We start from the raw sequence: 13142 nt of genomic DNA, 5'->3' as shown, positions 1-13142 counted from the left end.
CCCGATCATGCTTTCCGTATTGCACGGAATAGCCCTACCTATCCATCTTCGATATCCTCCGAAAAGTCTGCAGTCTCCCCTTGTAAAAGAGCCGCCTGGTGGTGAGTGCGTAGAGAGGTGATCAGCTCGTCAAGTTCCCCTTCGATCACGCGATCTTTGTTGAGACTAAGTTGAATACGATGATCGCGAACGCGATTTTGAGGATAATTATACGTGCGGATCTTCTGACTGCGTTCTCCTGTGGAAACCATACTCCTCCGCTCTGCTGAAAGCTGTGCTTCTCGCTGCTGACATTCGATCTCTAACAGTCTACTGCGCAGTACCTTGAGGGCTTTTGCTTTGTTTTTGATCTGGGAGCGCTCGTCCTGACATTTGACTAAAATGCCTGAGGGCTTATGCAGAACCTGCACAGCACTGTTGGTCGTGTTAACCCCTTGCCCTCCCGGCCCCCCACTGGCTGCAATGGAATACTCGAGATCTTTCTCATCGATCTGGACATCGACTTCCTCTGCTTCGGGCAACACAGCTACAGTGGCTGTCGAGGTGTGAATTCGCCCCTGCGTTTCGGTTAGCGGAACCCTCTGAACACGATGCACCCCCCCTTCGAAACGGAGATGAGAATAGACATCCTTGCCACTCACAAGCGCAACGATCTCTTTATACCCTCCCCCCACACTCTCACTCATCGAAAGAATTTCGATAATCCACCCTTTTGCCTCCGCGTAACGCACGTACATACGAAACAGATCAGCAGCAAAAAGTGCTGCCTCTTCTCCACCCTCCCCGCTCCGTATCTCTAAGATAGTATTTTTTTTATCCCGCGGATCCGTAGGGAGTAAGAGCATCTGGATCGATCTACTCAACTTTTCTCTTTCAGCTAAAAAGAAGGCGAGCTCTTGTTCTGCAAGCCCTCGCAATTCGGGGTCGGAGAGCGCTTGCTCACTTTCCACAACTTGCTTATCGACCTCACGATAACGGAAGAATTCTTGTACCACTGGCTCAAGTTCGATGCGTTCTCGATTAAGTTTGGAAAGCTGGTTTCTATCAGCAAGCACTTGAGGCTGACATAGCAGCTCGTCAAGTTCCACATATCGGCGACAGAGCTGTTCAAGCTTATCGATTGGCAGCATCTTTTTGTCCTACCATGACAATCCACATGCATGCATCACCAATGCTTATCAGATCGATTTTCATCAATCGTATGCAATAACTAAGCAGATGTGCACAAAGTAGACGCTTCGTAGAGGGTCACTTCCACTCCTAGAGCAGACCATTTTTTATCAGATAACAAGGCTTCACGGAGTGCCACAAGAGCGACTTCAAGCTGGTCATCCTCCGGTTCCATTGTTGTCATCTTTTGGGTGAGAAGCCCTGGGAAAAGAACGAAACGTAGCCATGAAATGGCGGAGAGTTTCACAAAGAGACGTTGAATCTCAAAAGTGATCGCCACAATCAAAGGGAGAAAGGGCAATTTTTCAAGAAAAAACAAAAAGTGGTCAAGCAGTGCATAACCTGTATGGATTCGAGGCAATAACCCTCCCACCGCTGTAAACACAACCACCGAAACCAAAACCACCATTACCATAAAAGTAGTTCCACAGCGAGGGTGTAGTGTGGTTTTCCCGCGTGCGTACTGCACCTTAAGAGGCTCACCCGCCTCATACGTATAAATCGATTTATGCTCAGCCCCATGGTATTGGAATAGGCGGCGCACATCGGCCACTCTGCGCAAGAAAAGCAGATAGCCTATCAAGAGAGAGAGTTTGACCCCTCCTGTGAGAGCTTGAAAAGCAAGCGACTGCAGAGGCACTTGCAGGCGAAGCGCAGTATTGAACCCCGCAGCAATCATCTGAGGCAAAGCCACCCAAAGGAGAAGGATCCCAACGATCAACATCGACGCAGCCCCACTGCTCCCCTTTGCGGACGAAGCGCGCTCAGTCTCCATCGAATGCATCGTCTGGGCTATATTTGCAGCAGAGACAGAGACCAGAGGCGACGAATTCCCTTCTTCATTAGGTAATAGGAAGGGGAAGGAAGTGATCAAAAACGCTTTCCACCAAGTCCACAAGCTCAGTTTTCCAACTCTCCATGTCAAAACAGCAGAAGTAGAAAGCGAAGCGAGTCTCTTTTCCCATTCCTCAGCGGAAAAGCGAATCGCCTCCCCTCCTAACCGAAGCGAATCCACTAAGGATGAAATCCCTCGAACGAAGGGCCACTTGAGCCATGCCTCATGAGGAATAGGAGCCCATCTGCTGCGGACGAGAATGGTTCCATCCTCACGCCGCACAGCTACCGTCATCGAAAGAGGGGTGCGCATCATCACCCCTTCGATGACTGCCTGTCCCCCCACGTAAGAACGAATGTGCCTCTCTCTCTCTTGAGATGTATTCGTCTGAATACCGATCGAATCTAGGGTAGGTTGATCCATCCTTTTTCTTCGCTCATGCTTCTTTTATATTTCCAAACTTGCTTTGGTAGCGCTTGCGGAACCTATCCACACGTCCAGCAGCATCAACTAATCTCTGGGTCCCCGCATAATAAGGATGGCAAACTCCACATACATCTACCATCATGTCACCTCGCGTAGATCGGGTGACAAATGTATCACCGCATGCACAGACAACACGCGAAGGGAGATATTCAGGGTGAATTCCTTTTTTCATGATTGGCCCTTTGTTTTAAATGAATACGATCTTTTGTAGCGATTCTTTTGCACCTTCGCAATGGATTTCCCTACATACCAACGCCTATCTCCAAACATCCCACCCTTCCTCCTATTTCCTTGACTCAAAAGGGGATATCTTCATCTTGCTCTCCAAATCCTCCGTGGGGTGCCCCAAAGTCATCAAAATCGGCATCTGAAGAGGGAGGCGTATGTTTCAAATGGGAGTTCGATGTATCCATTCGAGCACCTTCTTCCTGATCGGGAGGAGCGCTGCGCCCCTTTGAGCCTACGAAAACCAGGCGGTTAGCAATGACTTCTGTTCGATATCGTTTTTCATTCCCTTTCTCATAGCTGTACGTCCTCAATGATCCTTCTATCAGAACGCTTGAGCCTTTAGAAAGCACCTTGGCAAGAGCCTCCCCTCTTTTCCCCCACATCGTCACGGAATGCCACTCAGTCCGCTCTTGCCTGGTGTTCGTCCGATCCAAATAAACTTCCGTGGTTGCCAACCGCATTTTGAGAATCGCCTCCCCACCTGCAGTGACACGCAGTTCCGGCTCTGCACCGAGGTTTCCCATCAGTATGACTTTATTTAATCCTTCTGCCATAATGTTTCTCCAGTTCTTGTCTTCACGAAAGTATGGATGAAGAGGAAAAGCAAGGACTCTTGTTTCAACAATGTTCCTTTTTCTCTTTATCAATAGAGGCAGCCTTGATAGCGGTATGCTTACTATTCTATACGCAAATGGCCTCTTCCGCTCATTTTATCCCCGTTGCAATCCTCGGCGCTGGCCTAACCGGCATGTCAGCTGCTTATCATCTCAAGCTTGCTGGTATCCCTTTTCGCATCTTTGAAAGTCAGAGCTATCCAGGAGGGCACGCGATTACCCTTGAAGAACACGGCTTTCGGTTCGATCGGACTGGACACCTCCTCCACCTGAAAAATCCTGAAATGCGCAAGCTCGCGCTGGAATGGATAGAGGGGGAATGCCTCCAAATTAAACGTAATTCGCGCATTTGGTCTCACGGGACCTACACACGCTATCCCTTCCAAGCGAACACCTACGGATTGCCTCCTGATATAGCTCAAGAATGCCTGCTCGGTTTTATCAAAACCCTACTCGAGAAAAAGCAAGAGCAGCCAACCAATTTTGAAGAATTCTGCCACCTCCATTTTGGAGAAGGGTTCAGCAAACATTTTATGATCCCCTACAATCGTCGCCTCTGGGGAGTCCATCCAAAAGAAATCACAGCCGAGTGGTGTCAACGATTCGTTCCCATCCCGAAAGTAGAAGACGTTATCGCAGGGGCAGTTGGCCTACAGCACCAAGAACTCGGATACAATGCCAACTTTCTCTATCCCAAAGAAGGGATAGGAGAACTGACCAAGGGAATGGCGCGTACACTTCCAGAGATCGAATACATGCGAGCCCCCTACAAAATCGATTTCCGTCAAAAGATCCTATTTTTTGAAGATGAGCAGGTCCGGTATCAAGTGCTGATCGCCACCCTTCCTCTTCCCGTCCTCGGGAAACTGTTGGACCATTCTACTCCAGAGATCATCCAAGCCAATCAACAATTGCGCTGGAATGGACTGTACTACCTGGACGTTGCAACCTCCTGCCCATCAGGAAATGACTATCATTGGATCTATGTACCTGAGGAAAAATATCCCTTTTACCGCATCGGTTGTTACTCGCACTTTAGTCCTGCACTTGCCCCCCCTGGCCATGCTTGTTTCTATGTAGAGCTTGTCAATCGAGAAGAGCCCAATCTCGATCAGCTCACCCCTCAAGTGATTCAAGGCATGATCGAAATGAAACTCATTCAGTCTCCAAATGATATTCATTTTGTACGCCCTCGGAAAATTGACTACGCTTATGTGATTTTTAATCACGCCTATTTCCCCGCTTTACGTGTTCTTCACCCATTCTATGAAGAACACGCTATTCTCGCTCGAGGACGCTATGGGGGATGGAACTATTCTTCCATGGAGGATGCACTCCTCTTTGGACAAGAAGCAGCGCAAAAAGCCAAGACCCTTCTGAGCCTATAGGAGCCGCATGACCCTTGATACACCAACCATCTCCATTATCATCCCCATCCACAACGAAGAAGCGATCCTCCACACAGCAATTGTCGATTTGCAGGAGCGATTACAAGCTTATCCATGGACTTATGAGATTATCCTCTCGGAGAACGGCTCTAAAGATCAAACCACTTCCATCGCCCATGATCTGATCAATCAACAAACCACCCATGGAAAAGGAATCATCCGCCTGATCAGCCTCGTCGAGCCCAACTACGGCAATGCTCTCAAACAAGGGATTTTAACCGCTCAAGGGGAGTTCGTGATCTGCGACGAGATCGATTTAGGAGATGTTCACTTCTATCAGGAGGCCATCACCCTTCTTCAAACACACTCCATCGAACTTGTGGTAGGTTCAAAGTTGGTGTTGGGTGCGGAAGATCAACGCCCTCTCATCCGGCATCTAGCAAGCCAAGCCTACTGCAATCTCCTCAAACTGATGCTTGGTTTTCGAGGGACAGATACTCACGGTCTTAAGGCATTCCGTCGTTCGGCACTGCTCGATATTGTCCATGCCTGCGTTACGGATAAAGACGTTTTTGCAAGCGAATTGGTGATTCGAGCTGACCGCGCTCACAAACGGATTCAAGAGATCCCAGTGCGTATTGTAGAGAAACGACCCCCTTCCATTAATCTGTTCAAGCGGGTCCCCAATGTCCTCAAAAACATTGCTAAACTGACCTACACCATCCGAGTCCAAGGCTAATCAGAGCAGTATTCCTTAGGGAGTGTTCTAATTTCTAATATTCACTATCACCACACTTTCCATGGAGATGCTGCGTGAGAAAAGAAAAGCGTGATCAAATCATCCGTGACTCGATTCCCCCTAAGGAATGCCTGCCTCAGGGAATGAAGACAACCCCCAGCGATCAACTTTTGAATTCCTTCACCGCTAAACTCATCTCCACACAAGACCAACTTCTCGAAAGAAAATGCCCTGCCACAGTTTATCCAACGCACCATCTGTCGTTAAGGAACCACCCTCAGGGTCTCCCAAAGAAATCCTTTTATGAGTTCGAGGCCAGTAACGGGTCCCATCGAATACCCCTTTGCTAAATCGAGACCCGAGTTTCAATTCCTCAATCGACAAAGCCTCCAGTCGAGATATCGTTTCATGATATAGATCATTGCCTGTATTTACTGTCTTATGTTCCACTGATTTGAGACCGCAAAACGAATTGAACAAAAGCGCCACACTTTCCCGACTCAATCCTCTGAATCTCGTTTTGGCGTATCGGATATCGCCCACCTTTTGCATTACTAAACAATCAGACCAATCCACGCGGTAATACGTCCACAATCTCACAACAGCATTCTGCAACGTGTAGGACGAAGCAAGCGCTTTATCTGCTCCAGCTCTACCGGATCCATGGAGAACAAAAACTCGATCTGCATCGGAGTAACCCGCCTCTCTTGAGCTTTCATAAGCCTCAAGAAAAGGTCCGCACTTGTATTCGAGTCAGCATGAGGTTGATACGAGAGCCTCGCCACCGAATGAATCCAATCCGTTACTAAAATATCCGCCCGTCTTTCAAGACAATCCCTCTCCGTTTCGATACATGGCATAATGGTCAAATCGAGCGATACTTTCCTGTCTCTCAGGAGAATGGATAATATTTGCTCATTCACGTCGAATCGACTTGTAGTCAATCTTTAATTTAAATAATCGATCCCAATTTCATCGATCAGAATGCGCTCAAGAGTTCCAGCGAGAATCGTTCTCTCTCCCATCAAAACTCTCAAAGAGTCCAGCAAATATGTAGCCCCCGTCAAGTCGATCTCTTGAATCCGATATCGCCGCAAGACTCTGACTAATTGATGATCGATCCTCAAGTTACCTAGGGATAAACACTTGATGGGACCCCGCCACACACCTTGTTGAGTCTGGTTAACCCATTGACGAACAAAGCCTTGCTTCCCCGGGAGAGAGGCTGCACGCCTGTTTCAATCCCGTTCTTCCATAGCGGACAGAACGGTGATAGGTTCTCCCTTCTCCAGGGAAGGACCCACACATCCTCCGAGAGATATTAGGAAAACACCCCATCTGATCATCTAGTTTGAACCGTATAACCATCCCCCCTCTTCTCATATAGATATATCTTTTTTGAAAAATTGAAACAAGCACCCTAGAGCCAAGAGGAAGCTGCAGTCGTTCTGCTAGGGAAAGCACATCACAGTTCCCCAGACAAAAACACTCCCCCGCTTTTTTTTCTGCATTCCTTTACTCCCCACTAGCTAAATAGGAATACGGCGTAATTTCATCTGGACATCGCTCGACCAAAACTGAGCAAATGCACGCACACAAGTGGACAAATAACGCTCGTAATCGTTAAAAACTTGTGCACCCCACCGTTCACAGATCTCGTTTTTGTGGAGCCGCAGCCGCCTAAGCCATTCTCCTGTCGTTTTGCCATAATCAAGGCGGCGCGTTTTGAGCTCCAAGATCTCCCAATAGGGGTTCACGGCAGCCACTAGCTCCTCCAACCTCGGGTTGAGCCCTCCAGGGAAAATGATATCAGCAGTAAACTTGAGATCTGCTAGATCATTGCGGTCTCGAGGAATCCGATTTCTCAAGATCGCCTGAAAACCAAAACATCCCCCTGGTTTGATCCAACTCGCACATTTCTTAAAGTATTCTCGATACAAAGATATCGCTAGCCCTCGAGCTGCTTGTGCAGGCGAACAGAGATGATCAATCATCTCAATGGAGATCAATCCATCGTAGGTAATCGGAGGGGAAAAATCGCGATAATCAACACACCAGACGTGAACCCCTGGAATGCAACGCTTCAGGATCTCTTCATACTGAGCGGAAGAAAGGGTAACCCCATGCGCTTCTTTCACCCCTCGTGAGATCAGATACTCAAGGTTCGCACCCCACCCACACCCGATATCGAGCACTGTCTTATCCTTGCTGAGCTCTGCAAAATCGTAAAGAACCCTCGATTTATTGATTTGAGCTTCTTCAAGGGTATCCCCCTCGTTTTCAAAAACAGCACATGTATAGTGCATTCGCGCATCGAGCCAAAGCTGAAAGAATTCATTCGATACATCATACGAAACTTCGATTTCTTCTTGCGTAGAGGTCACAGTTGTTCCTCAATTGGATAGTAGGGCCTATTCAAAGTACAGCACTTCTGAATCTCCGAGGATAGCCTTTTTTTTCTCAATTTGCTCAAGAATCCATATCCCCCGCTCACGAATTCCCTGCATCGCACCAGAAGAGAGCAGAGGAACTCCCGTTTGCTCTTCTCCTATCACAGATATCAGCTTTTCTTGGTTGTCTTGATCGAGAAGAACACGGATTGCTTCGATCAATCCGCGAGAGAAACGGTCAACATCCTGGAATTTTTTACGAGTCTTCTGAAGCAGAGGAGGTTCCGGATAGAAAAAAGCTCCGTCGTGATCGATATAAAGCAGCATCTGCGTAGGAGGATACAATCCGAGGTTATTTCCGCTCCAGCGATCCCAATTTCCGATCAGCACATCGAAGACCAAAAGGGTACTGAGCTGTACAGCCAAAGAACGGCTAGACGAAGGGACTTCTCCGCCTTTTTTAAGCCATGGTTTCCATTGTGCCTCCTTGAGAGAAAATGTCTGATAAGGCGATATCCATCTCATCAGAGCGCCCCACGTCTTCCCCTTCGTTTCGGATCTCACCTCTTGATCGAATCGCTTGCGCCTCGCCTCACGACCAAAATTGATAATAGCCCTCAACTTCCCTTTATCAAAACAGACTGTCGAAGCCGAAGGTACGTTGAGCAGACCTAGCGCACGCGCTAACCGATAGGCCGCAACTTCATTGCGATAGCGAGTCCTCATTTGAGTCGTAAAGGGCTTGTAGGCACATTTTTGCCCGTTTCCAAAGTCCAATTGGAAAGCCACCGAAGTATTCCCTATCCAGACACCTTTCCTAGGGATGCCTGAACAGGGTGCTTTCAGAGGATCAGAAAAAGCAAAAGGGCTCCGAGACTCAACGGGAGCGAGGGCAGATGGAGCACTTGAACCGATTGAAGGCTCAGCGCATAGCACAACACTATAGAACAAACAAACCAGAAAAAAGACCCTAGAAAACAAGAACTACTTTCTACCTATCGAAATGGGCAAGCAACAAAGGATAATGCTATTCTTTTTCTTTATCGTCCCCTGCATCATTCACACTGGGGAGCTTTTTGATTTCGAGCCGAGCACTTTTCCAAGCTCGCTGAACGACCCACGACAGCGAACGATCCAAACGCGTCGCCTCTTCCTTGATCTCTTGAAGCATCGATTCAGGAAAATACAAGCTCTGTTTCCGTTTGTCTGTCTTTGATTCGTGATGGCATAGCGTGCCTAAAGAATCCTTTTCTTCCGTCATCAAGAGGGTCTCCTTATTCATTTGTTGCATTCTTTTTTACTAAAGTAGGATCATCAATGGGTGCACTTTATCATGTTCATGGAAAAACAGGATGCGATTTGCAAGAGATCCAAAAGAAGGACTCCATCTCATCATATTTCAAACAAACAATCTTCCCTTGAGAAAGTAAGGCATCTATGATTCTGCGAAGGAAAAAACCTATTGGTTGTGTTGTTGCGTGGATAGCATTCCTCCCTCTTCAGGTAGTCAGTGCTCACATCAGGCAAAATCCTTATGATTGGATCGATCAGTTTGCTCACGTCCTCGTTAAAGTCGAGCAGCTCCACGTTAATCCAGTAGACAGAAATCAGCTTCTTAAGGGGGCCGTTAAAGGGCTGGTACAAGAGCTCGATCCTCACTCAACCTACCTGTCTAAAGAAGAATACGCTGCTTTTCGAGCACGCCTCAAGGGAAAATTTGCATGCATTGGGGTCGAAGTAAAAAGGAGAGAAGGTGATATTTATCAAATCACCGAACTTATAGAAAAAAGTCCCGCAGCACGAGCGGGACTGCAGGCAGGGGATGTGATCACACATCTTTACGGAATACCAGTAGAAGAACTCCCTCTCGCACAATTCTACCAGCATATGCAGGGGACTCCAGGTACCTCTCTACAACTGACTGTACACCGAAAGGGAACTTCTACCCCTCTAGTATTTTCCGTCATAAGAGAAGAGCTTCAATTCCCAAGCTTAACAAGCAGATTTCTAGAAACAAGCATTGCTTTGCTCCGAATCCGTCAATTCCAAGAGAATACGCATCGTGAATTTCTAGATCACCTCCATCAACTCCTCGCCCTCCATTCCATCGAGGGGGTTATCCTCGACGTACGCAATAATCCAGGTGGATCCGTAGATCAAGCCATCGCTATCATCGACGAATTTGTTGACAACGGGACAATTCTATCGACCCACCATCGCGGAAAGGTAGAATCGATACAAGCCAAAAAAGGGGGAGCACTTCTCCACCAACCGACAGCCATTCTTGTCGATGAAGGAACAGCAAGCGCTGCCGAACTACTCGCCGCCTCCCTTCAAGATCTCAAGCGAGCTTGGGTCATTGGTGGAATCACCTTCGGCAAAACCAATATCCAAACCGTCATCGATCTCCCTGAACAAGCTGGATTATGTTTAACCACTGGTTTTTATACAACTGCAAGCGGCCAATCGCTTCAAGCAAAAGGGGTCAAACCAGACATTCTAATAGAATCCAGTCGGGTGTTGGTTACACATCCCTCTTTTTCTCGGGAGAAAGACCTCAAGGGCCATTTAACAATGCGCGATCAGGAGCAAGAGAAGCAAGAGCAGTCCCTGCTCACCTCATCACCTGCCACACAAGAAGAAGCAGATTTTTCTCTTCAGATTGCCCGACAGCTTATCCGAAGTATGCTCCGATGTATCGGAGCACCAGGCTAGTCCCTTTGATAAAAACTCCGTCCAACTTGTACACGTAGATGGATAGCAGGCAAGGGGATTTCTCTTTTTACTTTATTCATGCTGGATGATAGGGCGGTGCCCTTCCCCCAACCGTACGTTTCCACTTTCACCCCAACATCCCCAACAAGCAGAAACCCATCGAAGATTGCGGCGTCTCTTAGGGTAATAAGCCAGCACAACAGGAGTCATGTCGTTACGAAACAGAAAAGAGGAAGCTAGTTTATAATGTTCTTCCCCCAATACATAAAGGGCAACAATAAATGCTCCCGCCTTACTTTTTCCTACAATGATAAGCACATCAACCCCTAACTCTGGATTCCAGAGCAAAGGGTCCGCTGTAAATACAAGCCCCGCCGGAACAACTGTATCCCGAGGGCGTGTTGCAAGGATGCTACGCACATCCGAAGCCTCAAAAAATCGGACATCCGTTGCAAATGATGCCACCTCCGGAAAAGACTTTAAAATGGCTGCAACTGCACTTTTCTCCATCTTAAGACGACGAAATGGTGGGTGTAATACAGGCCATTTCATCACTACCTCATTGGGCTTACCTCGACAGCAACGGAACCCAGCCCCTCTGTTCGTGTCATGGGTCCAATGAGCAGCACATCGATGCATGGAAAAAGGTAATTTCACTTTTCCCTCTTCATCGTTAAAGCTACCCTCCCCCCTTTGCGCCAGTTTTTCAACTTCCCGAGGTCCAACACCACTCCCTTTCTCCCCCTCTAAAGCAGTCTTCCACTCTTGAATCACCCCCATCGCATACACACCGTACCCAGATGCACAAGCAAATGGTGTACGCGTACAGTTAGGATCCCAGAAAGCGCCTGAAATGTAGGACTGATCTCCAGGCCCTCTGCACGCATTCTCCCATTCCGCCTCCGTGCAGAGACGTGCCCTCCGCTCAGCACACAGTTGTTCAGCCTCCTGTTTGGAAACCCGCGTCGAAAAAGGGAGAGCTGGGTCATTTGGATAAGGAAGTGCGTCTATTTCGTAATCGGACAGAGAAACAAGCTGCGGCAGTGCATCCTGAGCTGGATTCCAACCGTCCTCACCTGGCATCGCACCAAGCCAGACATGGGGATTAGCAGAAACGACAATCCTCTGCCCCGCTCGCGGAGGGGGGAGAGTATCTTTAGAAGGGGGAGGAGCATCCGAAACACGAGCCAACAGTGCATCCGAAGAGGCTCGGTGCATTTTTTCTCTGCTCAAGGACCCCTCCGAACGGACCCCTCCGATCCCACCTTCCTCTTCTTGGTAAGGCGGGTGTGATGAGGGGGAACGACGACATCCGATGAGCATCCCTATGACCAAGAGTACTTGTAAAACCGAAAAGTAAGACATGAGATTCACTGTTCAGAGTTCTATTCCAATCGTCTGGTTCTTGAGTCGATCCATTCCTCATGCACTTCTACTCATGTTACATGCCAACACACATTGAGGGAAAATGCACCCAAGAAAATGACGAATGAAGCCCTCATTCAAAGTTCCTATGGAAGTTAGCTTCCCTCTCTTGAATTTAAGGTCCTGAAAGCAAAGTGAGTGTTTTCAACCGTGGGCATGCCTCTCAGAGCTGTTCTGCCTTCCTTGTACAATCAAGCCTTCTACTGAAGGAAAAGTTCAGTGTACCTTTGATAAAGGTATGGGAGAATTCAGGTAGATCCTGAATGAGGTCCAACCATTGTTCCAATTCAACCAAATAGGAGCCCTGGACGCGAGCGTATTTTTAAGGGCCTCCACATCAGACAGGGTATCGCACAAGTCATCGGTAAAACGAGAACCAACTAATACGATTTCTTCCAGCTGCTCTAACTAACCCTGATCCAACAAAAGATAGGCCGCTTGATTGGTAAAACTATTCTCTTCTAACTCGAGACTCCTCAATTGAGGCTGATTCTTCCGAATAAGGTACCGCAAAGTGTGGTCTTTCAAAGAAGACACAGAAGATTAACATGCAAGCCGTTTGAGAGACTTCCAGCAATTAGCGTGCTCGAAGACACCTTCCAGAAATGCACGGCAAAGCTCCAACTCCTCCAATTCTCGGAGTTTTTCAGTTCCAGGCAAAGAATTTAGAGCATAAACCTCATCTAAAAAGTAGCAATTTCTTACTACCAACCGTTTCAACGTCACAGAAAAAGCAGAGATAAGTGTGTTAAATTCCTCTCCCGTGAGCACTTGCCCCTCCTCTCCCGTGAGATATCTGCGATATTCTACTGACAACTGTGTCACTGTTTTCTGCCAAAATTCCAGCCCAATAGCCGCATTGAGCTGCCCACCTGAAAGTAACTCCCCTTCGCGCAACCACTCGATAGCAGCTGCCCGAGTATCCTTAAATGCTTGAATTTCACCAGGACAGAAAGCAGAAGGATGAACAAATTTAATTTTTAGTAAAGAGGATGCAAAGCCTTGGCTGATCTGTTTCAAAGCAGCGCGCAACTCCTCTGTCTCCTGTTGTGAAGCAGTAAAATCATAAGAGATTTCAAAGAGTTTTTGGTTTTCTTCCAAATGCTTTCTCAGCATAGTTGAATCGATCAAAATAAGAGCCGTTTCAGCTCG

14 protein-coding genes are annotated in these 13142 nt (G+C 47.7%); 3 read left to right on the top strand and 11 right to left on the bottom strand.

Features of this window, described 5'->3' with window-relative positions:
- Positions 1 to 38: 38 nt before the first annotated feature.
- The 4 genes from prfA to BCY86_RS01895 all read right to left on the bottom strand — a co-directional run bounded on the left by prfA (position 39) and on the right by BCY86_RS01895 (position 3273).
- Positions 39 to 1130 carry a peptide chain release factor 1 gene (prfA, locus tag BCY86_RS01910; protein ID WP_075276211.1) on the bottom strand — a complete coding sequence of 364 codons (1092 nt, stop codon included), beginning with the start codon at positions 1128 to 1130 and terminating at the stop codon, positions 39 to 41.
- Between the two features lie 80 nt (positions 1131 to 1210).
- Positions 1211 to 2428 carry a DUF1385 domain-containing protein gene (locus BCY86_RS01905; RefSeq protein WP_075276210.1) on the bottom strand — a complete coding sequence of 406 codons (1218 nt, stop codon included), beginning with the start codon at positions 2426 to 2428 and terminating at the stop codon, positions 1211 to 1213.
- A gap of 13 nt (positions 2429 to 2441) precedes the next feature.
- Positions 2442 to 2663: a 50S ribosomal protein L31 gene (gene rpmE / locus BCY86_RS01900; RefSeq protein WP_075276209.1), complete on the bottom strand. Its 222-nt coding sequence runs from the start codon at positions 2661 to 2663 to the stop codon at positions 2442 to 2444.
- Between the two features lie 124 nt (positions 2664 to 2787).
- Positions 2788 to 3273, bottom strand: coding sequence for a single-stranded DNA-binding protein (locus BCY86_RS01895; protein WP_075276208.1), 486 nt, complete (start codon positions 3271 to 3273; stop codon positions 2788 to 2790).
- Between the two features lie 59 nt (positions 3274 to 3332).
- Here BCY86_RS01895 and BCY86_RS01890 point away from each other — a divergent pair, with 59 nt between their 5' ends.
- Entirely contained in the window at positions 3333 to 4721 is a 1389-nt protein-coding gene (locus BCY86_RS01890; protein WP_245776247.1) for a protoporphyrinogen/coproporphyrinogen oxidase, read from the top strand.
- A gap of 7 nt (positions 4722 to 4728) precedes the next feature.
- The gene (locus tag BCY86_RS01885; RefSeq protein ID WP_075276207.1) at positions 4729 to 5460 is read left to right on the top strand and encodes a glycosyltransferase; all 732 of its coding nucleotides are present in this window, start codon (positions 4729 to 4731) and stop codon (positions 5458 to 5460) included.
- Positions 5461 to 5652: 192 nt separating this feature from the next.
- Here BCY86_RS01885 and BCY86_RS01880 read toward each other — a convergent pair whose 3' ends face one another.
- From BCY86_RS01880 to BCY86_RS01850, 5 genes are all read right to left on the bottom strand, one after another.
- Positions 5653 to 5964 carry a hypothetical protein gene (locus BCY86_RS01880; RefSeq protein WP_156864989.1) on the bottom strand — a complete coding sequence of 104 codons (312 nt, stop codon included), beginning with the start codon at positions 5962 to 5964 and terminating at the stop codon, positions 5653 to 5655.
- A gap of 443 nt (positions 5965 to 6407) precedes the next feature.
- The gene (locus tag BCY86_RS01870; protein ID WP_075276204.1) at positions 6408 to 6626 is read right to left on the bottom strand and encodes a hypothetical protein; all 219 of its coding nucleotides are present in this window, start codon (positions 6624 to 6626) and stop codon (positions 6408 to 6410) included.
- A 363-nt stretch (positions 6627 to 6989) separates the two neighbouring features.
- Complete coding sequence (locus tag BCY86_RS01860) at positions 6990 to 7844, bottom strand: class I SAM-dependent methyltransferase (protein WP_075276202.1); 855 nt, start codon at positions 7842 to 7844, stop codon at positions 6990 to 6992.
- Positions 7845 to 7871: 27 nt separating this feature from the next.
- On the bottom strand, positions 7872 to 8639 hold the full coding sequence (locus BCY86_RS01855) for a hypothetical protein (protein WP_156864988.1): 768 nt from the start codon (positions 8637 to 8639) through the stop codon (positions 7872 to 7874).
- 238 nt (positions 8640 to 8877) lie between these two features.
- The gene (locus BCY86_RS01850) at positions 8878 to 9111 is read right to left on the bottom strand and encodes a TIGR04563 family protein (protein ID WP_075277512.1); all 234 of its coding nucleotides are present in this window, start codon (positions 9109 to 9111) and stop codon (positions 8878 to 8880) included.
- A gap of 176 nt (positions 9112 to 9287) precedes the next feature.
- Between BCY86_RS01850 and BCY86_RS01845 the strand changes: the two genes are divergently transcribed.
- Positions 9288 to 10565, top strand: coding sequence for a S41 family peptidase (locus BCY86_RS01845; protein ID WP_075276200.1), 1278 nt, complete (start codon positions 9288 to 9290; stop codon positions 10563 to 10565).
- A 72-nt stretch (positions 10566 to 10637) separates the two neighbouring features.
- Here the strand turns inward: BCY86_RS01845 and BCY86_RS01840 are convergent, their stop codons facing one another.
- Entirely contained in the window at positions 10638 to 11930 is a 1293-nt protein-coding gene (locus tag BCY86_RS01840) for a hypothetical protein (RefSeq protein WP_075276199.1), read from the bottom strand.
- 603 nt (positions 11931 to 12533) lie between these two features.
- A complete protein-coding gene (locus BCY86_RS01835) occupies positions 12534 to 13106 on the bottom strand; it encodes a hypothetical protein (RefSeq protein WP_075276198.1) in 573 nt (190 codons plus the stop codon).
- Positions 13107 to 13142 lie beyond the last annotated feature (36 nt).

This window comes from Pajaroellobacter abortibovis, assembly GCF_001931505.1.
In the GTDB taxonomy this organism is placed as follows: domain Bacteria; phylum Myxococcota_A; class Polyangia; order Polyangiales; family Polyangiaceae; genus Pajaroellobacter; species Pajaroellobacter abortibovis.
Note: the sequence above shows the minus strand (reverse complement) of the source record. Positions and strands in the feature narration are given on the sequence as shown.